Genomic DNA, 22,039 nt, shown 5'->3' with positions numbered 1-22,039 from the left:
CTTTTAGGATATAACTTGCCCATATCGAATCCCTCTTACTCAGTAAGGGGGATTTTTTTATGTGCTGGATATTTTTATGTGTTGGATACGAGTTTCACTTACATTGAATAGTTCATGAGTCAGCCACTCGGTCTTTCGCTAGCGGCAATAAAAAAGGTCTAGCAAGCGCTAGACCTTTATCTGTTAGTTAGGCTATGAACCCAACCGCTAATATCACTTCTTTCAGACATGAAACCTGTCTAAATCAACTTAGTGAATTGGCGTATCATTCTGTTTGTTGAACTGGCCAAAATGCTTCTCTAACACTTCAGGAGTCAGTTTGCCTTCCGCTTCTAGTCGCTTGAACTCAGCAACAATTGCTTTTTGCTCTTCAAGTGATGGCAGTTTCACCTCAGGCTCATCGCCCATCTCTTGAGTCATCTGCTCTAGTTCTTTTTCAAAATCGCTCATGATACTTACCTAAATATTAAACCTAACCAGATTTTACTCATTTACGCCCTATGATGCTAGGGCGATTGAGTGCAAAGCCCGAAACCAGATCAAGCTAAAGGCAGTTAGAGGCAAATTAGCGTACTAATAAAAAGAGCCGGATTAACGATGAAATGACCCCAGCTCTTCGTCTATATCCCTTTCTAAGTCATGTTACAGCTTGAAAGAATTAAAGCTTAAATGAACCAACCATCTTATCTAGACGAGACGATAGATCACGAAGCTCTTGGCTCGCTTCAGCAAGTTGCTCAGCCGTGCCCGTTGTCACTTCGTTGATTGCGTTAATCTCTTCAATGTTCTGGTTGATGGTGTGAACTACGGTTGATTGCTCTTCCGTTGCCGTTGCCACTTGAGTGTTACGGTCTGTGATATCAACGATACGGTCTGAAATGCCACTCAGCACGTCTACCGCTTCATCCGAAGCCGATACACCTTCAAGGGTAATCACCTTACCCGCACTCATTGCCGTTACCGCATCTTTAGCATCGCTTTGCAGTTGGTTGATCATCTTTTGAATCTCTTCCGTTGAATCTGCGGTACGGCTTGCTAGGTTACGTACTTCATCCGCTACAACCGCAAAACCACGACCTTGCTCACCAGCACGGGCGGCTTCAATTGCAGCGTTTAATGCGAGTAAGTTAGTTTGCTCTGAAATATCACGAATAACACCCAGAATAGAACCTATGTCTTGAGTTGTAGAAGCCAGTTGCTCTACTACCTGACCCGTGCTTTCAATATCTTGCGCCAAACGACTGATCGCGTCTTTTGCTTTGTTCACCACAGAGCGGCCTACTTCCGTATTGCCTGAAGCTTGAGTTGCCGTTTCTGCTGCGGTTGCCGCGTTCGATGCAATCTCGCTGATGGTCATACCCATTTGGTTAATTGCAGCCACCACTTGAAGCGTTTGGTCGCGCTGTTCTTGGCTGTTGTCGTGGGTGATGTGAGCTTTATTCGAAACACTCTCTGCAGCCACTTGAAGCGCTTGGCTTGTCGAACACACCTCTTTCATCGACTCGTGAATCTTTTCAATGAATCCGTTGAAGCCTTTTGAAAGCTGTGCAATTTCATCGTTGCCTTTCACTTCGATACGCTGTGCAAGGTCACCGTCGCCTTCACCTAAGTCGCCGAAACGCTTAGCCAAAAGCTTGATCGGTTGAGTAATGCTGTTCGCCAGAACTACGCCCATTAGGATAAACACTAATGCCACAACCGCAGTCATGATCAGCATCTTCTGCGCTGTCGCATCTAACTCTGCAAACACTTCACCAGTCGGAACGACACCAATAACAAACCAGTCCATTGAAGACACATACAAGCTCGCCACGAACAGCTCTTGGCCTTGGCTTTCAGTGGTAATCAGGTTAAAACCCGACTTGTTCAGTAGTTGGCTTGCTTGAGGACCGTAAAGTTGTTGAAGTGAAGAGTCACTGCGAGAACGCTCACGGTGAATTTGAACATCACCTTGGCTATCGGTTAAGAATACGAAGCCGGTATTTTCAATCTTAAAGCCGTTCAGCAGGTTAACCATGTCATCCATCGACTTTGATAGACCAGACATCGCCAAACCAGAAGGTTGTTGATAGTTAGCAAACATCTTCACTTCGCCATTGGCTTCTTGGAACATGCTCACCATGGTCGGCTGTCCAGATTGCGTAAAGCCAAAGAACCAACCATCCTGCTGTTGGTTTAACTGACGCAGGAAACCATTTTGGTTCCAGTAGTAAGCCGTTTGACGGTTCGCCACTGAGGCATCGTTCAACTGATACTGGTTACGAACATTGTTCAGCTGTTTAACCAGTTTATTTTCTAGTGCCGGATCGCGATCGGTCGATTCGATAGCATCAGAAATAAATTCATTTGAAGCAATTTGCTCCGCCGCTAGTAATAGCTGAGAGACTTCTCGGTCAATTTCACCATTGATTCGCTCTAGCATTCCTGGAAGTTCAATATCGATCAATCGATGACTTAATACATCTCTTGCTTGTTGTTGTGCCATTGCGCCGACAATCACTGTCGATGCAAGAACCGCAAAGGTAATTCCAAGTACAACTTTTTGCTTGATACTCAGAGAGTTAGTTTTAAACATATTTGGACCTTTAAAAAGAATCGCTCGTTATTGGTATACCCTGAACAGGACTTTTTTAGTGCACTCCAACAAGCAATGCACAATCTGAGTGATGTATCGGCCACAACCAATAAAACTAGAGACTTTCTTCTCAAAAAACTGCAAATATGATGTAACAATTAGAAATATTCACCTTGAGCATGAATTAACTAAGCAAATACCGCATTGTCGAGAGTCAATTTTAGTTCTCACCCCCTGAGACCCAACCGAACTCAAACCACTCCCCACCGCCGAGCTTTTGTATATAAAAACCAATTGATATAGTAATAATCACAACCTAACGATTTTTTTAGCTAACCACTTGTAAATATTTCCAATTTTGAAAAAATAAATTACGCAAATGTACTGGAACTTTTTCCTCGAAATCAGTGACCAATACTCAAAATAAAAATCAAATGGATACCCAGAGAGTCCAAAATGCACAAAACAAATTTCGAAGTCCTTCAAAACTATCTAGAGTCTCAAATCATTGGTCAAAAAGAGCTCGTTAAGCAACTGATGATCGCCCTTTTAGCGGATGGTCATATCCTCGTTGAAGGACCTCCCGGCTTAGCAAAAACTCGCGCAGTAAAATCATTGGCTGATTGTGTTGAGGGTCACTTCCACCGCATTCAATTCACTCCCGATCTGTTACCTGCTGATTTGACGGGTACCGACATCTTCCGTCCTGAGACTGGGGAGTTCACTTTCCAATCAGGCCCGATTTTCAACTCGCTGATTCTAGCGGATGAGATCAACCGAGCTCCGGCGAAAGTTCAAGCGGCAATGCTGGAAGCAATGGCAGAGAAACAAGTAACTGCCGGTCGAAAAACCTATGCGCTGCCTGAGTTGTTCTTGGTAATGGCAACACAGAACCCAATTGAACAAGAAGGGACTTACCCGCTACCGGAAGCTCAGTTAGACCGATTCTTGCTTCACCTAGAGGTTGAATACCCAGATATGGAAAGCGAGCTTGAGATCTTACGACTCAACCGTGGTGAGGCTCAAGGTAACGAATCAGCTCAGCCACAACAGATATCTCAGCAAACGATCTTTGAAGCGCGCCAAGAAGTGCTCAACATTCACATGGCAGACACCATTGAGCAGTACATCATCAGACTGGTTATGGCGACTCGCCAACCTAAGCAATACAGTGACCAACTTGATCAATGGTTAGACATGGGTGTCAGCCCGCGTGCAACCATTGCGTTAGACCGTTGTGCCCGCGCTCACGCTTGGCTTGCAGGACGAGATTACGTCACGCCACAAGACGTTCAAGCGATGGCATTCCCTGTGTTACGCCACCGTCTACTGCGCAGCTACCACGCACAAGCTGAAGGTGTCACCGCAAACCAAGTGATCGCACACCTTATTTCATTGGTTGGCAGCGCATAGGGATACGCGCATGAATAATCAACTACCCAACCATAGTGACGGCGTCACGTTAAATCTGGATGAGCTGCTGCAATACAAAGCGCAGTCTGTTCGCTGGTTGCCTCCCGCCAAGAGCCTTTGGTCACAGCTTAACGGCCAACACGAGAGCAACCGTAAAGGTCGCGGGATGAATTTCTCTGAAGTTCGTCAATATCAAGCGGGTGATGACATACGCAGCATTGACTGGCGAGTAACCGCAAGAACAGGCAAAGCGCATACCAAACTTTTCTCTGAAGAACGAGAACAGCCTGTCATTTTATTCTTGGATCTATCAAGCAGCATGATTTTCGGCTCAACCTTGTTGCTGAAATCGGTTCAACTTGCACACTTTGCTAGCCAACTGTGCTGGCTTACTGTGGCTCAAAAAGATCGAATTGGCGCGGTGATCGATACTGGCAAAGAGGTCATTGAGATTAAGCCAAGTGCAAGCAACCATGCTCCACTGCGTATTTTGCAAAAAGTCATAGAAATCAATAATACGGCACTGACTAATCACGACAATCATAATGACACGACCTTAGAGCATGGACTGAAATCTCTGCACCAGCTTTGCCCTAAAGGAAGCGATATTATTATGCTCAGTGACTTTGTGCGTTACCAAGAAAGTGACTACTCACTTATCAGTCAAATTCGCCGACACAACAGAGTACGTCTTGTGCATTTCTACGACCCGCTAGAGCAAGGTGAAACCACCTATAAAGGCTCTAAACAGGTCACCGATGGCAGCAAAACTCAATGGTTTAATTTCTCTTCTAATAAAGAAAAGCAAAAGCTTAACCATGCTTTTTCGCTTAAGAAACAGCAGCTGCAACAGATGGGGTTATCTCTCGCGATACCTTATAGCTCGCTGTCGAGTGCGCAGTCACTCATGAGCCAGATATCAGGAGCTCAGTCATGAAACAGCCCTTAGATTTAAGTCCGGTGATTGCGCCAGACGCCCCGACTTGGTGGCCTTTGGCGTGGGGTTGGTGGGCAGTCATTATCACAGCCATTTTCCTGATTGCCTTGGTGTTTTTCATTGTAAAACGTAGAAAAAACAATCAACAGGCGAAACAAGAAGCGCTGTCTTACTTTAGTAATAGTCAGTCCCAAGATGGCTTGTCTCCGAGCAAAGCTCAAGACATCGTTCGTCAAGCAGCACTGAGCTATTTCCCTCGTGAAAAAATTGCAGGTTTGTCTGGTGATGATTGGTTGAAGTTCTTAGATGCGCAATTGGCGAAGCCGTTATTTGTAGCAAAACAATCCCAGTGGCAACAAGCGCTCTATCAAGATGTAGCCCTTATGAACGACGAACAGAAAAAGGCTCAACAACAATTAGTTAATGATTGCGAAACTTGGCTTCGTAAAGCCCTTCCTCCTAAGCGAGGTCTTTATGAGTGATTTTCTAAGCACTATGTTTCTAAGCAGGGACTTGCTAAACATCGAGTTCGTTTGGTGGTGGATGTTCTTCATCGCGCCACTGCCGTTGCTCGTTTACTTGTTCTCACCAAAGTCAGAATCAAGCCATGTCCTAAGACTTCCATTTCTGCCAGAAGACAGTAATACCAAAACACCGAGCAGTCGCTTACCAAAGGCGTTGTCCGTGATTATCTGGCTTCTGCTGGTTACGGCGAGCGCGCGCCCTGTATGGTATGGCGAACCGGTAGAGTTTCAACCGAAACATCGTGATTTGATGTTGGTTGTCGACCTCTCCTATTCGATGAGCCAAGAAGACATGCAGTTCAATGGCGAATACATCGACCGCTTGTCGGCGGTGAAACGCGTATTGAGTGACTTTATTGAGCGACGAAAAGGCGACCGAGTTGGACTGGTGTTATTTGCTGATCACGCCTACTTGCAGACCCCGCTTACGCTAGATAGAGATACGCTTTCACAACAGCTCAATCAAGCGGTGTTAAAGCTGATTGGTACTCAAACAGCGATTGGTGATGGTATTGGTCTTGCCACCAAAACCTTTGTCGATAGCGATGCGCCCCAACGTGTAATGATTCTACTCAGCGACGGCAGTAATACCGCCGGGGTATTAGACCCATTAGAAGCGGCGGATATTGCAAAGAAATACGACGCGACGATTTACACCGTGGGTGTCGGTGCAGGCGAGATGATGGTCAAAGAGTTCTTCATGACGCGCAAAGTCAATACTGCTCAAGACTTGGATGAACGTACACTAATAGAAATTGCCAAACGCACCGGCGGTCAGTACTTCCGAGCGCGTGACAGCAAAGAGTTAGCGACGATTTACGACACCATTAACCAGTTAGAGCCCGTGACGAACGCCACTAAGATCTGGCGACCGCAACAAGAGTGGTTTGTATGGCCACTGTCGGCGGCAATGTTCTTCGCATTTATGCTGTTAGCCATTAGGAGAAACAATGTCTAACTTTACTTTTATCTACCCATATTGGTTCTTGGCGCTTGTCGTGCTGCCCGCTATTTGGTGGCTGAGCAAGACACAATCTAAGCAAGGATTACTCGCGTCACACATCGCGCGATACTTGGCACCAGAATCGAGTAAGCCATCGAAAAATCGCAGTACTTACTTCGGAATTTGGTGGCTGGTCGGCGTTATTGCATTAGCTGGACCAAGCTTCGAGAAAAACGAACAGCCGAGCTTTGAAAAAACGCAGGCACGAGTTGTGATCATGGATATGTCGATGTCTATGTATGCCACCGACATTAAGCCGAATCGCTTAACTCAAGCGCGATACAAGGCTCTGGATCTGCTTTCATTGTGGAAAGAAGGGCTAACAGGCATGGTGGCGTATGCTGGGGATGCTTACACCATTAGCCCGCTAACGTCAGACATCAACACCATCAAAAACCTAGTGCCTAACCTATCGCCAGATATCATGCCTTATCAAGGTGGTGATGCCGCATCAGCCGTTAAGCTTGCGATTGATATGATGACTCGCGCGAAGATCTACCAAGGTGATTTGGTATTGATTGCTGATGACATCGATGACCAAGAGAAGAAGCAGATCGACTCCCTACTCTCTGGCAACGATTGGACATTGTCGATTCTAGCTGTAGGGAGTGAAAACGGTGCGCCAATCTCGTTACCTACGGGGTCGATGCTGCAAAGCGACTCAGGACAAACCGTGGTGGCAAGAACCAACTTGAAGAACATGCGCGAGCTTACACGCCGCTATGGTGGCACGTTCACTGAAGTTCAATTTGATAACTCAGATGTTGAACACATCGCGAGCTACCTCGACCGCGTTGCAACAACATCGGAAGTAACCAAGACCAAGAACTCACTCAACACCAGAGTGAACAACGGTTTCTGGTTACTGCCTTTGCTATTACTTCCGGCACTTGGATTATTCAGGAAAGGGGTTATTTGGTGTGCCTTAGCTGGAGTTATCTCTTTTAGCCAACCAAATACTGCGTTTGCGAACCCGTGGAAAACCGATGATCAAGTAGGCTATCAGCTGTATCAGGACGAGGACTTCCAACAAGCTGCTGAACAGTTCACCCAACAAGAGTGGAAAGGCATTGCTCAATACAAAGCCGGTGATTTCGAAGCCGCAGAGCAGACGCTGCAAGACCTTTCTGGTGAAGATGCTCGCTACAACCTTGCTAACGCCCAAGCCCAACAAGGTAAGTACGATCAAGCAATAGAAGAGTATCAACGTATTCTCGAAATCAACCCTGAGCATGCTTATGCCAAGAAGAACTTAGAGGTCGTCGAACAAGCCCAGAAGCAACAGCAACAGCAACAGCAACAGCAACAGCAACAGCAACAGCAACAGCAAGGCGATTCTGACTCCAAAGACCAGAAAGACCAAAATCAGCAAGGTCAGCAAGGTCAGCAAGGTCAGCAAGGTCAGCAAGGTCAGCAAGGTCAGCAAGGTCAGCAAAATGATTCTTCGCAAAGCTCTCAGGATCAACAACAAAGCTCCGCTGACAATGGCAAGTCACAAGATCAAAGCAGTAACCAAGATCAACGCGGTAGCCAAGACCAAAACTCATCTCAAGGCCAACCTGAAAATCACTCTGACTCTGAAAAGTCTAAACAAGACGACAAGCAAGCCGGTCAACAAAGTAAGAGTGATCAGCCGAAACAGAGTGACCAAGAAGGCGCTACACCTCAAAGTGCTAGCGCACAACAAGCTTCAAAAGAAGATGGTGAGCAAAGTGGTCAGCAAGCTGTAGCACAAACCTCAGATCAACCTCTGTCGAGCGACCCTGACATGCGAAAACTTGAGCAAGTAGAAAGCGCCCGTGACCCGAGCCAACTGCTTAAAGCGCAAATGATTTTACAAGCACGACAAAAAAGTGCTCCTAACAACCAGAACAAAAAGTGGTAACCATGCGATTTCTAAACAAGCCATTTTTATCCGTACTCCTAACATTGTTGTTGGGAGCTTTCTCGTCCTTCTCAGTATTGGCTGCAAACGCCGTGGCGAGTGTTTCACATAACAGTGTCACCAAAGATGAAGTGTTCCTTCTTAGAGTCGCAACCGATGAAAAGGTCTCTTCTGATGCTCTAGATCTAACAGCGCTCCAGCAGAATTTCTATGTCGGCACACCAAACTTTGGGTCATCGATGCGAATCGTCAATGGCAGCCGTTCGGTGTCAAGTGAATGGAACATCAGCCTTGCTCCACTGCGTTTAGGCAAGATCCAGATTCCTAGCTTCGATATTGAAGGGGCGAAAACCAAGCCAATCACCATCAATGTTGCCGTTAATAAAGCTGCGCCCACTCAACATGACATGGCTGAGTTCCAGCTTAACCTCAGCAAGAACTCGCTGTACCCACAAGAAGTGGCTGAGCTTGATGTAAAACTCATCATCAAAGCTGATCCAAGAAGGCTGCAAGATCCTAAAATAGCGCCACCGAGCTCGCAGGGCTTAGATGTGGAACCTATTGGTGAATCGAAGCAATTTCAAGATGTTCTCAATGGACAAGAGGTGACGGTAGTTCAACAGTCTTTCCGTATCTCTTCACAAAAGGCCGGACAGTTTAAGCTGAATGGACCGAAGCTGAATGGAGCCGTTGTTTACTCAACCAACAACTCCAGTACAACGCGTCTGTTCCAGCTCGACACGCCCGTTGAAATCTTAGATGTAACTGTGAAGGACGTACCAAAAGGCTACCAAGGTGAGTGGTTACCAACATCAAACTTCAAACTGATTCAACAATGGTCAGATAGCCAAGGCAATCAACTGGGAAATAGTAATGGTTTAGAAGGCGACAACCAAACCATTGAAATGGAAGCGGGTGATTCGTTAACTCGTACCATCACGATGACGGCTAGCAACTTAACGCAACACCAGCTGCCAAAACTGAATATCACCTACCCTAATTCGGTACGTGTTTATGAAGAGAAGCCGCAATTTGGCACAACTCAGTCAGGTGATTCTGTCGTTGTTTACAAGCAAGTCTTGATTCCGAAAGAGGCAGGAAACATCTCGCTTCCTGATGTGTCTCAAGCTTGGTTTAACACCGATTTGCAATCAGAACAAACAAGCAAAGCGCAGGGGCTAGAGTTAGCGGTAAAAGCAAGTGATCGCGCAACGTCAAGCACTCCACCAGTAACTGCTACGCCCGCCCAACAAGTAAGCCCGACGGTTGTTACTGTAGATAGCCCTGGGATCTGGCCTTATCTCACCGCCCTATTTGCAGCTTTGTGGCTAATCAGCTCAGCATTGGCATTCTACTTCTGGTCACGCCGCGGCGTAACGACAAAACCAACACACACTGTTGAACGTCAATCAGATACCGCAGAAGCGCTTATTGAAGCTCTAAGAACGAAAGATGGCGTGATGACCAGAACCTTATTTGAGCAATGGAAATCTGAAAATACAGATCTAAGTGATGAGACGTTACAAACCGTTGAAGCCGAACTCACCAAGCTAAACCAAAGCCTTTATGGTGAAGCCGGTTCACCAGCCCAAACATGGAGCCCTGAGCTGGCAATCAAAACGGTGAAGAAGCCCAAGAGAGTTGCGAGTAAAAAGCATAATAGTTCGCTAGAAAATCTTTAGTCGACGCTGTTCATCAAGAACAGTAAAGCACAAAGGCCGTTGATCATCTTGAGATCAACGGCCTTTATTTTAAGAAAGAGATGCTGTGACTTTTTTACGTTTTAAGGCAGAAACGATTCGATTTCTCCCTGAGTCTTTGGCTTGATACAAGGCTTTGTCTGCCTTGCCATACAGTAGGTCGAAGTCAAACTGGCGCTGATCAGAAGTTATAGAAGCATACCCGACAGACGCGGTTAGATACTGGCTAGTACTGCTTTCACAATGGAGGATCTTCGCCTCTTCAATGCACTTTCTAATCGACTCGGCACGCTGCTTCGTTTCAGAGTGATTAGTGCCGATCATCAACAACATAAACTCCTCTCCCCCAATACGACAGAAAGTCTCTTGTTCATTGTAAACATGGTTATTTAGTATCTTACCTATCGAGCGTAAAGCAGCGTCACCTTCGGTATGGCCATAAACACTGTTGTACAAACCAAAGTGGTCGAGGTCGACAAGGATCAATCCAAATGTGACTTCATATTGTGTGGCAAACGCTCCTTGATCGTCGCAGTTCAAATCTTCTAACACTTGCGACAACATACGGCGGTTTCCAAGGCGCGTCAGCGGGTCTAATTTAGAAATGATATCCAACTGTTCGTTGGCTCTTTCAAGCTCTTGAGTGCGCTTACTAACCTCTTGCTCAAGCGTTTCATTGAGCTTTTTAAGCTCCTCTTGCGCCATGGTTCTTTGCAACACCTCTGCAAGGCTAGAAGCAAAGATACGAATCACTTCGCGAAGCTGGGAAGTTAAAGGGCTGCGTGTTAACAAGTTATCTGCGGCAATAAATGCAATCGGCTCACCCGTATTGGTGGTGAGCATGGTCATTGCCGTCCAACCGACTCCAACAATATTAAAGTCATGATAGATAGGTACTGATTCTTCAAACGCAACTTGATTGGGACAAGCGCGAGCCGCTGAAACAATGTTGCGTTCCACCAGCTCTGAACGATAGTAGGACTCGTCGACAATATCGCCTTTTATATCCGTACCCCAAGTACCTTGCATGTAGCTGCAATTCTTATCGGTCAGGAAAACCGCCAATCGGTCGATGCCTAGGTGTTGAATAGCAAAGCTAACCGCAGACTTACACACCTCACTAACACTGTCGCAGCGAGACAACTCCACCATGCTCGAGTGCAGCATGCGTATGTTCTGCTCTTGGCGTTTACGAATGTATATCTGAGAGAGCAGCGAGCCAAAGGACTCAAGCATCTGCTTTTGATAATTGGTTATGGGTGAACGGTGGATGTAGTTATCCATCGCAATCCAGCCGACCGGTTTATCCCCTTCACGCAAGATAAGCATCCCATTCCAGCCCTGCCCCACCACCTTGCCTTCGGTGTAGAGTGGCGCTTGTTCAATAATGACTAAGTTGGTGTGGTTGTCAGATAGCGCCTCAATGTATTCGGCCTCAAGCTGGTGTAAATCATATTGAGTATGATGTTCACTGTTGGTTTTACCCGTTTCGTCAGTGCCGTAAGTACCACTAAAACAGCGCTTTTTCATATCAAGTAACATGAAGATCGCACGATCAAAGCCTAGGCGATCGCGTACGGCTTCTACTGATGCTTTATAGAGTGCATCTAAAGTTTCTGGATTAGAAAGCTCTAACGCCACCTGATGAACTAGCTTCATGTTCTCGACAAACAATTCACGAAGCTTAATCTCATCAAGGTATTGAGCTTCTCGTGTGTCTCTGTGTTTGATCTCAAGTGCCGCGTTCTTCTCAGCACGAATACACTGCCAGCGAGCGGCGGCAAGTTGAAGAACATCTAGATCTTGGTCGAAGGTTTGATTGATCTTTTCGGCATCGCAATTTTGAATAATTAAATAAGTTCTACAGGCAGGCGCATTGTCGAGCATCATGATGAACGACTCCCCACCGAGCACTTTTATGTGATCCCAGTTACAAGTATTGATTGCCATAGGTAAAACACCGTCTGCGGTATCAAACTGTGAAACCCAAGGCCAAAATGTAGAGGGGTAATACTCAAGAGAGGTTAATTCGCCATGACAAAACAGCGGCAACGAATCGCTTTCCGGTATCGGCTCAGCAAATATCCCTATCCCTTTTGGAGCAAGCATTTTAGCCAAGTACTCAAAAAGAGACTCTGCCAATAAACGGTGATCGCGCGTAGCAGATATTTGTTTTGCAAAGGCTTTTACAGGCACAGCTTCCGTCCATTGGCTATTGAGAATACAGCAAAAATACAGAAGCCTTGATATGCAATCAATGTAACTAAAAATGAGATGTTAAGCGGGTCGCAATTTCACTTTTTACATTATCACAAGCATGAGAAGGACGACAAAAATGGGATTTCCTGCCCAAATTTTCATCGACATTGAGGCTTTTTTAAAGGCATAAAAAAGCCCCACATAAAGTGGGGCAAAACTTCCATCGCTTATAGTTATAGTGATAATTCTGTCGATCTATTCGATTATCTAACCTGCGTATCAGTTAGCGTGCTGGTTTTGCTAATAGGCCAAACACAGCACTTAAATAATCAATTAACCAAAGTCACCGTTTACGTAACCTTTAGTACGATCATCTTTTGGTTCGCTGAAGATAACACTCGTTTCGTTGTGCTCTACAAGCTCTCCCATTAGGAAGAAAGCAGTACGGTCTGAGATACGACGCGCTTGCTGCATTGAGTGCGTTACGATAACGATAGTGAAGTCTTTCTTCAGGTCTTCCATCAATTCTTCAATCTTGTGCGTCGCGATTGGGTCAAGAGCCGATGTAGGTTCATCCATCAGGATTACATCCGGTTCCATTGCAATAGTACGAGCGATACATAGACGTTGTTGCTGACCACCAGACAAGCCAAATGCGTGTGCTTTAAGACGATCTTTTACTTCGTCCCACAGTGCTGCACTGCGCAGTGAGCTTTCTACTACTTCATCAATGTGCTTCTTGTCTTTGATACCTTGAGCACGCAAGCCGTAAGCCACGTTCTCGTAGATGCTCATTGGAAATGGGTTTGGCTTTTGGAATACCATGCCTACACGAATACGTAGGTCAGCCACATCAATATTGCCGTAGATGTTTGTACCATCCATATCCAGCTTACCTTTGATAGTAACGCCTTCAATTAGGTCATTCATGCGGTTCAAGCAACGTAGTAGCGTTGACTTACCACAACCAGATGGGCCAATCAGTGCCGTAACCTGACGAGTAGGAATTGGCAGGTTGATAGATTTAAGCGCTTGGTTGTCGCCGTAAAACAGGTCTAGGTTCTCAATATCAAATTTGTTCATGTTCGTAATCTCTAAATTCTTAAATTCGTGTCTAACTTGATGCTTTCTTTATCACGGGGGCTCTCTTTATTGATGAGCCAGCTAATGAGCTTAGTAAGTTGCCGTGTTGAAGCGTCTCGCAATCAGTTTTGTAACCATGTTGATCAAGAGAACCAGTACGATTAGGACTGTCGCCGTGCCGTAGGCTTGGTTCCACTCATCGATAGTAAATAGCTCTGTTGTCAGCTTATATAGGTGAACCGTTAGTGTACGGCCAGAATCGAATACCGACTCAGGAACACGTGCCACCATACCTGCTGTTAAGAATACAGGTGCTGATTCGCCAATTACACGACCAATACTAAGAATGACCGAAGTTAAGATACCTGGCATTGCGCTTGGTAAGATCAAACGCCAGATAGTGTAGATTTTTGAAGCGCCAAGGCCATATGAGCCTTCGCGGTAAGTTTGTGGCACTGCCATCAATGCTTCTTCTGTAGTACGAATGATTACAGGAAGAATCAGGATACTTAGCGTTAGTGCACCCGACAGAATCGAGAAGCCAAGACCAAGAATCGAAACAAAGAAGGTCATACCGAACAGACCAAAGATGATCGATGGGATACCAGCTAACGACTCAGTACAGAATCGAATCACTTTCACCAATCGGCTACCTACTTTCGCATATTCAGTTAAGTATATCGCCGTCATGATGCCCAGTGGCGCGGCTACCGCAATCGATGCGATTACCATGTAGATCGTGGCAATGATCATTGGGAAAATACCACGTTCTTCACCAGTACGAGTGTAATCGTCAGTGATGAAGTTCCAATCTACGTATTGCAGACCGTTCGATAGGATGTACCAAATAATCCAGAATAAGAAACCAACGGTTACAGCTGCAGCTGCCCAGATAAAACCTTTTAGGATGTTATCTTTGGTTTGACGTGCTTGTTTTAGTTTTACGCGATCCATATTACTTATCCTCGCCTACTTCGCTTTTTCACGGTTAAGATAAAGTAGAGCACCATTTAACATCATGATGAACACTAGAAGTACAACACCTGTTGCGTACAGTGCGTTAGCGTGAACGCCACTTGCGTAAGACATTTCAATTGCAATGTTTGCTGTTAGCGTACGAGCAGAGTCCAAAATGCCTTCTGGCATTGCTGGCGCGTTACCCATAACCATGATGATTGCCATCGTTTCGCCAAGTGCGCGGCCGATACCCAAAATCACACCAGTCATAATGCCTGAACGTGCAGCAGGAACGAGTAGCTTAAAAATCGTGTAGATTTTCGAAGCACCCAGTGCAAGTGAACCTTCTTTGTATGTACGAGGTACCGCACGAATCGAAGTTTCAGAAACCGTGATAACGGTAGGAAGAATCATGATACCCAGAACAATGATACCCGCCAGGATAGTGTTACCCGCTGGTACTTGGAAAACGTTTTGAATCATTGGAACGATAATTACTAGACCGAAGAAGCCGTAAACTACCGACGGGATACCCGCTAGAAGCTCAACTGCTGGTCGAATAATATCTGCAAGACGCTTTGGAGCAATCTCAGCAATAAAAATAGCGGTTAATACACCAACTGGCACACCAACAACTACAGCTCCAAGTGTCGAAACAATCGATGCAACAATCATGGTTGCAACACCGAATAGAGCTGGAGGTAACCAGTCAACACCCAGAACGATGCCAGAAACACCGGCCTCTTGGAATGCAGGGATACTCTCTGCAACGATAAAGTAAGCGATAACGGCTAGTGATACGATGCCGATTACAGCACTCGATAAGAACAAGCCGTGGAAGATTCTTTCTCTCCAGTCGATGCGCTTCTTAGCACGTAGACTTGGCTTGTTGATTTGAGTCGCTTCAGTATTCATAAGCTTTTCACTATTTGCGATGGTCATATATAAAATCTCAAACTTTGTGGCTCAATAAGAGCTCGAAATAAACAAAGTTGAAAGAAAAGGCTCAGCCTAAAGCAGGCTGAGCAATAATTAAGATTGAGTCAGTTAAGATTAGTTAACTGTGATGTAGCCTTTCTTACCAGCGATAGCTTGAGCTTCATCTGCAACCATCCAATCTAGGAATTGTTGAGTTTCAGCTGTTGGAGCGCCTGCTTTGTAAAGAACTAGGAATGGACGAGCAACTTTGTAAGAACCGTTCTTAACGTTGTCTACAGTCGCAGCAGCGCCGTCGATAGTTAGAGCTTGAACAGATTCGTCAACTGTACCTAGAGAGATAAAGCCGATAGCGTATGGGTTGCTTGCTACAGAAACTTTAAGTGCGCCGTTACCGTTTGCAACTTGTGCACGTTGAGAGATAGCCGATACTTTCTTATCGCCAATCTTCTTCTTAAGCTTCATGATGTCTTCGAATGCACCACGTGTACCTGATGCAGTATCACGAGTGATTGCTACGATTGGCTTGTCAGCACCGCCAACATCTTTCCAGTTAGTGATGTCGCCTTTGTAGATTGAAGTGATTTGCTCAGCAGTAAGAGCAGATACTTCGTTGTTCGGGTTAACAACAACTGCGATACCGTCACGAGCGATAACTAGCTCTTTCAGGTCAGCTGTTTTCTCTTCTTCTTTTAGGTCACGAGAAGAGATACCAAGGTCAGCACTTCCATTTTTTGCTGCTTTGATGCCTGCAGAAGAACCTGGTGCTTGAATTTCGATGAACACTGGTTCGCCTTTATTCATGTAGGTTTCTGCAAAAACTTCAACCAGTGGAGAAGCACTGTTAGAGCCAACTACAGAGATAGTTTCTTTAGCTGAAGCTGTATTCACTGTTAGAGCGCCTAGTAGTGCGATTGCACCGATAACTGTCTTTTTCATCACAAATTTCCTTTAGTGGCGTTATTGCCGTAATGTTTTGCTTGAACGAGGCCTACTTTAGAATCCGAATGTGACAGTTGTGTTTCACTTAATTGAAGCCTATATGACAACTACAAATTAATGGCTAATTTCTCTCCTACTCGACTAATTGATAGTCGCGCGCCCATCAGATGCAGTTATTGAATGCAGGTCTCACCATCGTTTTAGCACCAAAAAACTAGATTTCCCTCTCTATTTATATCCAACACTAACCAATATATTTCTCTATTTATCAATCAAGTGGCCCTAAGACGATGGATAAAAAGATGCACCTTTATCGCCATTTCGAACAATAAACAACCATCCATATCAAATACCTATCGCATATAACGAAATCAAAGCCTTTATTGATTGAATTGTCAGTCTCATTAGTTAGAATCGCCAATTAATTCTAATAATAATAATTCTCATCTATTTATTTTATTCAAAAAAAGGACATTACATGCGCCAACTTCTCAGTGGCTTATCAATCAAAATACAAATTCTTATACCCGTACTATTTTCCGTCGTTTTACTTTTAGCCGGTGTCATTATCGGTGGTGAAAAGCTAGAAAGTGCATTCAAAGATGTGTCAGTAGCAACCGACCAATTAATCTTACATAAAGAAGAACTCAGCGAAATCGTCGACAACAGCTATGGCATGCGTATCAAAGCGATTTACAGTCTATTCAATGCTGATGACGTAAAAACACTGGTTGAAACACTAAACCAAAAACGTGATCAGAATACTCGCCTACTGAATTCATTAGACACAGTGCCAGGCATGCAAGATGAAGTAGCGGCGATGAACAAAGCGATGAATCACTATGTCGACTTTTCTCGCACCACCATGCTTCCTCTATTAAGAGCGAAACACGGCGATACATCACTCTCTTCAGATTTTGAAAACCGCTACCAGATCGCAATCGACCAATACCGACACGCGGGTAATGACATGGTGCAAGCGATCAACACGCTTTCTAAAAAGTTGAATCTGCTTGCGACTCAAGAAGTCGACATCAATGGTCAGCAACACACCAGCACACTCGATACCGCAACCATTGCGCTTCTAGTGATCCTATCTGTAGCTCTAATTATCAGTTGGACGCTGGCTGGCATCATTGTTAAGCCGATCAGCAATATTCAAGCAACCATGCGCGAAGTGGCAAAAGGTAACTTGTTAGTTAAAGCAGAAGAGTATGGCGACAACGAAATCTCACGCCTAGCGCAAGACGTAAACCAGTCTGTTGAACAGCTGCGTGACACGGTAAGCTCGCTGTCTCGAATCAGTATCGAAGTGGCTTCTGCGTCGACAGAGCTAGCGGCTGTAATGACACAGTCCAGCGTTAACTCAGACCAAGAGAAACAAGAAGTAGAACAAGTTGCTTCTGCTGTAAACCAATTAGAAAGCACAGCAGCACACGTTAACGAGAACGCAGTACAAGCCGACTCAGCGTCTAAGCAAGCTGACGAAATGGCGACACACAGCATGAGCTTGTTTAATGAAAGCAACAAAGCTAACGAACAGATGGCGATTCAGCTAAGCGAAGCTGCAAATGTTGTGGGCACGCTAAAAGAGCACTCTGAACAGATTGGTAAAGTGATTGAGGTGATTCAAAGTATCTCTGAACAAACTAACCTGCTTGCGCTTAACGCAGCAATCGAAGCCGCTCGTGCAGGTGAAAGCGGTCGTGGTTTCGCAGTGGTTGCTGATGAAGTTCGAATGCTAGCGGCACGTACACAAGATTCAACCAAAGAGATCCAAACCATCATTGAAGGTTTGCAGGTTCAATCCGGTAACGCGAATGAAAGCATGAGCAGCTCATTATCTATGCTGGAACACAACCAAACTCTTGCAGGTGAAGTAAGCGCGGCGCTTTCAGGCATTGCTAACTCGGTAACGGACATGACTGAGATTAACACTCAGGTTGCCTCTGCCGCCGAAGAGCAAAGCCAAGTAACCTCAGACATCAACCGTAACATCTCAAACATCTACAGCCTAGTAAGCCAAAACGTTACCGGCATTACTCAAGCCGCTGCAGCAAGCCACGAGCTTTCTAACCTAGCAGAACAACAGAAGCAGCAGTTGGATTACTTTAAGGTATAGGCTTCAAGGTACGAAGTTCAAGGCAAACAGATTCAGGCTGTATGCTCTTTAGAACTCGCCGATAAACAAAAAGCCAGCCATCATGGCTGGTTTTTCGCTTTTAGACACTACTGACGAGATTCAGCCGCTCGAATTCTTTCAATCGCTTCTACCCTTCTAAGCTGTTCTGGTAGGAAATGTTCAGTCCTAAGTTGCGCAATCTTCTCTTGTTGTTCGGTTTTTGATAGGAATGAATCTTTCAAGACATCATTTCGTTCTGCGAAGTAGACCTCTAACGAGTCTTCAAAGGCCGCTCTTTGTTTATCAAGTGCTTCAAGTCTCTGGGTTGCTTCTTCACCGACAAGTTCGCTTCTCTTTAAGTATTTACCCTGTTCATCGAGACCTTCAGAGCTAGAGAGCTGTTGGAGTAACACCTGATTCTGGTGACTCGACTGAACATAATCAGGTTGCTCAGATAGATAGGATTCGAGTCTTTGTTGGTATTCTTCATCCTCTAATCCCTCCTGTTTCAGAAGTAACTTTTCTAAGGCGATTTCTCTCATTCTGTTGTCGTGCGTAAACAGAATACTTATCTCGCTCTCACTGAAAAACTGAGCTTGGAGGTCAAGGAGCGCTTGATTGAGTGCACGTAGATCATCAGCGGAAATGGATGTGGTACCGAACTGCACGTCCAACGATGTCAGTGCCGACTTATACTCAAGATATTTGGCAAACAGTGCTTCATCAACCACGGTTGTTGATGCTTGTTCGTGGTGTTTCGCCACGTTGTCTCGAATATCTTCAAGGGTTAATTCTGTATTACCTGACACGAAATATTCCATCATGTCTTTTGCTGATGCGTTATCGATGTCGGTATCTTGCTGAGAGGTGACTTTCAATGAGGAGACGCGTTGTTCGTCGTCAGTATGTGTATCTTGATTATTTAGATATAAAAAGACCGCCGCTGTGCTCATCAGGGCTATCGTGATTATCGACAAAATGGCGGTCTTTTTCATCATACTTCCCTTGTTTTCTTGTTAAACGGCTTTGCAGACTACAAGCCAGCCAACTTCAATCGATTGGCATGCTGACGATATAGAGTTACAGGATCTGTCTCAAACAAGTGGTGAATTCCCAATAACCCATTAATCTCATCTAGGTGGTTCATTTTGTAATCATCACCAATCACTTTGCCCAAATGCGCGCTGCATGCTCCTACTAAGCCATCATTAGGTTCGTTGAAGGCTAAGCCTAGGATTGTCATCGCTCCGTCGGTAGGATCAAGAAGGTTGGTAAAAGTGGAAGACCCTGTCCATGAATAGTAATAAACGCCGTTACTTGCTTGCCACTCACCATCGCCACACTCAGACGTCGGAACGCCCTCAGGGTAAAACTGGTTGAAGGCTAGCGAGCCTTCTGTGGTCAATGCTTCAAGAGAAGCGAGGCCGTCTTGGTCGAGATCCGATCCACCAGATAAAAGGTTAATCAGTGTCGTTAATCCACCTGCTAATTTAACCGCGATACCTTCTGTGACAGAGCCTTCAGATACGTTCCCTCGAACGAGATCAGCGACCTTAGAACCTTTATGTACACCGCCAATACTGGTCACTGAAGCAACAAGATCAGGTCGAACTGACGCAACATAACGAGCCGTAGGCCCACCGTGGCTATGACCAACCAGATTCACCTTACTTGCTCCTGTTGCAGCTAACAGCGTTTCAACTTGGCTGAGTAACTGTTCACCACGGACCTCTGAACTGTTGGTTGCAGAGACCTGAGCGACATATACGTTCGCGCCATCTTTGGTTAGGGATTCAGGTACGCCATAGAAATAGTCAACGCCCGCTAATGTATCGAAACCAAACAGACCATGTACCAACATAATGGGGTATTTCGTTTCAGTGTATCCCCTGGCTTCTAATGCTGATGCGCTCGTTCCGGCATATACGCCAAAACTGGATAGGCAGGCTATCGTCCAAATTAATATCTTTTTCAATGCTCTTTCCTTAAACAGATTAGACCTCTGATGAGTAAAAGAACCGTAGATGATGATTTTATAAAACAGAAAGTAACGACTTCATATTTGTGATGGCGAACTTGAATTAAACAGGTGCGATGAACATCAGGCAAACAGAATCAGGAGAAAAAAACATAAGCAATTGATTAAATTAACATTTAACTAAGGTTGATGAGATTGTTCTTTCAATATCCCGACTCAAATATCAATTCAACATTCTCAATAAACCAAAATTATTCGACAAATAACCGTTTGGAAACAGGTGTTTTTCAACCAAAACTCGTTGATAACTTGATGCTTATTCCATTAACGACACACCACAACCCTGAATGTATTGACGCTAATTATTGACTTTAGATATAGGTCGTACCAGTTATTTACTTATCCACTTATCCACTTATCAAGCAACAGCGTTTCTGTTTGGCTCATCTAAATATAAAAGAGAATACAGTGATGAAAAATACGGCTTTAATACTCACGTTAGCCCTGCCTTTTGGCGCTTATGCCGCTGAAGACTCAATACCAACACCTGAATCGATTACATCTGCACAAGTACTCAGTGCACAAGGCTCAGAGACCTATTCATATGTTAGATGTTGGTATCGAACCGATGCCTCTCATGACTCCCCAGCCACCGACTGGAAGTGGGCAAAGAAAGAGAATGGTGATTACTACACGATCAACGGATATTGGTGGTCTTCCGTTTCATTCAAAAACATGTTCTACAGCGATGCCCCGCAATCGGAAATTAAACAACGTTGCGAACAGACGCTCGACATCCAACATGACGCCGCTGACATCACCTACTTTGCCGCAGATAATCGCTTCTCTTACAACCACTCAATCTGGACCAACGACAACGCTTTTCAAGCCAGTAGCATCAATCGTATTGTCACCTTTGGTGATAGCCTGTCCGACACTGGTAATCTATTTAATGGCTCACAATGGGTTTTTCCGAACGCAGATTCGTGGTTTTTAGGGCACTTTTCGAATGGTTTAGTCTGGACGGAGTATTTAGCAAAAGCGAAAGATGTCCCTCTGTATAACTGGGCTGTGGGTGGCGCCGCAGGTACCAACCAATACGTGGCATTGACTGGTGTTTATGATCAAGTCACCTCTTATCTGACCTACATGAAAGTCGCCAAAAACTATCGTCCGGAAAACTCACTGTTTACTTTAGAGTTTGGCCTCAATGACTTCATGAATTACAACCGAGAAGTCGCCGATGTAAAGGCTGACTTTAGCAGCGCGCTGATCCGCTTAACAGAATCTGGTGCGAACAATATCCTGCTGTTCACCTTACCCGATGCAACCAAAGCCCCTCAATTCAAATACTCTACCGAACAAGAGATAATAAAAGTTCGTGGCAAGATCTTAGAATTCAACCAGTTCATCAAAGCTCAAGCCGAGTATTACCAAGGTATGGGGAAAAACGTGGTGTTGTTCGATGCAAGTGCGTTGTTCGCCAGCATTACCGATAACCCAGAACAACATGGCTTTCGAAACGCGAGTGATGCTTGTCTTAATATCAATCGAAGCTCAGCCGCGGACTACTTGCGAAGCCACAGCTTAACCAATGACTGTGCCACCTATGGTTCAGACAGTTATGTATTTTGGGGCGTGACACACCCAACTACAGCTACTCATAAATACATTGCCGACCACATCTTGGCGTATTCGTTCTCGACGTTCAATTTCTAACTAAATATCGAAAAGTAATGGCTGAGCCAAGGTCGAGATACAAAAAAACCGCCTAATATTGGCGGT

At 45.1% G+C, this 22,039-nt stretch carries 17 protein-coding genes; 8 read left to right on the top strand and 9 right to left on the bottom strand.

Going from position 1 to position 22,039, the window contains the following annotated elements:
* Positions 1–249: 249 nt before the first annotated feature.
* Positions 250–450, bottom strand: coding sequence for a hypothetical protein (locus tag AB4507_RS04630; protein ID WP_010431457.1), 201 nt, complete (start codon positions 448–450; stop codon positions 250–252).
* A 208-nt stretch (positions 451–658) separates the two neighbouring features.
* Positions 659–2,575 (bottom strand): methyl-accepting chemotaxis protein, encoded by a 1,917-nt coding sequence (locus AB4507_RS04625; protein ID WP_017067914.1) that lies wholly within the window; start codon positions 2,573–2,575, stop codon positions 659–661.
* Between the two features lie 456 nt (positions 2,576–3,031).
* Here AB4507_RS04625 and AB4507_RS04620 point away from each other — a divergent pair, with 456 nt between their 5' ends.
* From AB4507_RS04620 to AB4507_RS04595, 6 genes are read left to right on the top strand one after another with little or no spacing between them, the layout of a single operon-like run.
* Positions 3,032–3,988 (top strand): MoxR family ATPase, encoded by a 957-nt coding sequence (locus AB4507_RS04620; protein ID WP_017064262.1) that lies wholly within the window; start codon positions 3,032–3,034, stop codon positions 3,986–3,988.
* Positions 3,989–3,998: 10 nt separating this feature from the next.
* Positions 3,999–4,925: a DUF58 domain-containing protein gene (locus tag AB4507_RS04615; protein WP_017060044.1), complete on the top strand. Its 927-nt coding sequence runs from the start codon at positions 3,999–4,001 to the stop codon at positions 4,923–4,925.
* Positions 4,922–5,407 carry a DUF4381 domain-containing protein gene (locus AB4507_RS04610; RefSeq protein ID WP_372182304.1) on the top strand — a complete coding sequence of 162 codons (486 nt, stop codon included), beginning with the start codon at positions 4,922–4,924 and terminating at the stop codon, positions 5,405–5,407. Before AB4507_RS04615 ends, AB4507_RS04610 begins: the two co-directional genes overlap by 4 nt.
* On the top strand, positions 5,400–6,407 hold the full coding sequence (locus tag AB4507_RS04605) for a VWA domain-containing protein (protein WP_136978419.1): 1,008 nt from the start codon (positions 5,400–5,402) through the stop codon (positions 6,405–6,407). Before AB4507_RS04610 ends, AB4507_RS04605 begins: the two co-directional genes overlap by 8 nt.
* Positions 6,400–8,337: a VWA domain-containing protein gene (locus AB4507_RS04600; RefSeq protein WP_372182303.1), complete on the top strand. Its 1,938-nt coding sequence runs from the start codon at positions 6,400–6,402 to the stop codon at positions 8,335–8,337. Before AB4507_RS04605 ends, AB4507_RS04600 begins: the two co-directional genes overlap by 8 nt.
* Before the next feature lie 2 nt (positions 8,338–8,339).
* A complete protein-coding gene (locus AB4507_RS04595) occupies positions 8,340–10,019 on the top strand; it encodes a BatD family protein (protein WP_372182302.1) in 1,680 nt (559 codons plus the stop codon).
* A gap of 69 nt (positions 10,020–10,088) precedes the next feature.
* Here the strand turns inward: AB4507_RS04595 and AB4507_RS04590 are convergent, their stop codons facing one another.
* The 5 genes from AB4507_RS04590 to AB4507_RS04570 form a co-directional block, all read right to left on the bottom strand.
* Positions 10,089–12,233: a GGDEF domain-containing protein gene (locus AB4507_RS04590; RefSeq protein WP_372158877.1), complete on the bottom strand. Its 2,145-nt coding sequence runs from the start codon at positions 12,231–12,233 to the stop codon at positions 10,089–10,091.
* A gap of 336 nt (positions 12,234–12,569) precedes the next feature.
* Complete coding sequence (gene pstB / locus AB4507_RS04585) at positions 12,570–13,319, bottom strand: phosphate ABC transporter ATP-binding protein PstB (protein WP_004732036.1); 750 nt, start codon at positions 13,317–13,319, stop codon at positions 12,570–12,572.
* Between the two features lie 90 nt (positions 13,320–13,409).
* Complete coding sequence (gene pstA, locus AB4507_RS04580) at positions 13,410–14,273, bottom strand: phosphate ABC transporter permease PstA (RefSeq protein WP_017064256.1); 864 nt, start codon at positions 14,271–14,273, stop codon at positions 13,410–13,412.
* A gap of 15 nt (positions 14,274–14,288) precedes the next feature.
* Positions 14,289–15,218, bottom strand: a complete 930-nt coding sequence (pstC, locus tag AB4507_RS04575) for a phosphate ABC transporter permease subunit PstC (protein WP_017064255.1) — start codon at positions 15,216–15,218, stop codon at positions 14,289–14,291.
* A 111-nt stretch (positions 15,219–15,329) separates the two neighbouring features.
* Positions 15,330–16,151: a phosphate ABC transporter substrate-binding protein gene (locus tag AB4507_RS04570; protein WP_017064254.1), complete on the bottom strand. Its 822-nt coding sequence runs from the start codon at positions 16,149–16,151 to the stop codon at positions 15,330–15,332.
* A gap of 481 nt (positions 16,152–16,632) precedes the next feature.
* Between AB4507_RS04570 and AB4507_RS04565 the strand changes: the two genes are divergently transcribed.
* Positions 16,633–18,276, top strand: a complete 1,644-nt coding sequence (locus AB4507_RS04565) for a methyl-accepting chemotaxis protein (protein WP_372074474.1) — start codon at positions 16,633–16,635, stop codon at positions 18,274–18,276.
* 107 nt (positions 18,277–18,383) lie between these two features.
* On the opposite strand, the gene AB4507_RS04560 is transcribed toward AB4507_RS04565, so the two are convergent.
* A complete protein-coding gene (locus AB4507_RS04560; protein WP_372074472.1) occupies positions 18,384–19,271 on the bottom strand; it encodes a lipase secretion chaperone in 888 nt (295 codons plus the stop codon).
* A gap of 38 nt (positions 19,272–19,309) precedes the next feature.
* A complete protein-coding gene (locus tag AB4507_RS04555; RefSeq protein ID WP_372125133.1) occupies positions 19,310–20,251 on the bottom strand; it encodes a lipase family alpha/beta hydrolase in 942 nt (313 codons plus the stop codon).
* A gap of 474 nt (positions 20,252–20,725) precedes the next feature.
* On the opposite strand from AB4507_RS04555, the gene AB4507_RS04550 reads away from it, so the two are divergent.
* A complete protein-coding gene (locus AB4507_RS04550) occupies positions 20,726–21,973 on the top strand; it encodes an SGNH/GDSL hydrolase family protein (RefSeq protein ID WP_372074510.1) in 1,248 nt (415 codons plus the stop codon).
* Positions 21,974–22,039: the final 66 nt, after the last annotated feature.

Origin of the sequence: Vibrio sp. 10N.222.54.A3 (genome assembly GCF_041474095.1) — a bacterium.
GTDB lineage: Bacteria > Pseudomonadota > Gammaproteobacteria > Enterobacterales > Vibrionaceae > Vibrio > Vibrio crassostreae_C.
Note: the sequence above shows the minus strand (reverse complement) of the source record. Positions and strands in the feature narration are given on the sequence as shown.

Bases quoted from the DNA above. Each gene is read 5' to 3' on its own strand.
- AB4507_RS04630 (WP_010431457.1), bottom strand. From the start codon at position 450: ATGAGCGATTTTGAAAAAGAACTAGAGCAGATGACTCAAGAGATGGGC.
- AB4507_RS04625 (WP_017067914.1), bottom strand. From the start codon at position 2,575: ATGTTTAAAACTAACTCTCTGAGTATCAAGCAAAAAGTTGTACTTGGA.
- AB4507_RS04620 (WP_017064262.1), top strand. From the start codon at position 3,032: ATGCACAAAACAAATTTCGAAGTCCTTCAAAACTATCTAGAGTCTCAA.
- AB4507_RS04615 (WP_017060044.1), top strand. From the start codon at position 3,999: ATGAATAATCAACTACCCAACCATAGTGACGGCGTCACGTTAAATCTG.
- AB4507_RS04610 (WP_372182304.1), top strand. From the start codon at position 4,922: ATGAAACAGCCCTTAGATTTAAGTCCGGTGATTGCGCCAGACGCCCCG.
- AB4507_RS04605 (WP_136978419.1), top strand. From the start codon at position 5,400: ATGAGTGATTTTCTAAGCACTATGTTTCTAAGCAGGGACTTGCTAAAC.
- AB4507_RS04600 (WP_372182303.1), top strand. From the start codon at position 6,400: ATGTCTAACTTTACTTTTATCTACCCATATTGGTTCTTGGCGCTTGTC.
- AB4507_RS04595 (WP_372182302.1), top strand. From the start codon at position 8,340: ATGCGATTTCTAAACAAGCCATTTTTATCCGTACTCCTAACATTGTTG.
- pstB (WP_004732036.1), bottom strand. From the start codon at position 13,319: ATGAACAAATTTGATATTGAGAACCTAGACCTGTTTTACGGCGACAAC.
- pstA (WP_017064256.1), bottom strand. From the start codon at position 14,273: ATGGATCGCGTAAAACTAAAACAAGCACGTCAAACCAAAGATAACATC.
- pstC (WP_017064255.1), bottom strand. From the start codon at position 15,218: ATGACCATCGCAAATAGTGAAAAGCTTATGAATACTGAAGCGACTCAA.
- AB4507_RS04570 (WP_017064254.1), bottom strand. From the start codon at position 16,151: ATGAAAAAGACAGTTATCGGTGCAATCGCACTACTAGGCGCTCTAACA.
- AB4507_RS04565 (WP_372074474.1), top strand. From the start codon at position 16,633: ATGCGCCAACTTCTCAGTGGCTTATCAATCAAAATACAAATTCTTATA.
- AB4507_RS04560 (WP_372074472.1), bottom strand. From the start codon at position 19,271: ATGAAAAAGACCGCCATTTTGTCGATAATCACGATAGCCCTGATGAGC.
- AB4507_RS04550 (WP_372074510.1), top strand. From the start codon at position 20,726: ATGAAAAATACGGCTTTAATACTCACGTTAGCCCTGCCTTTTGGCGCT.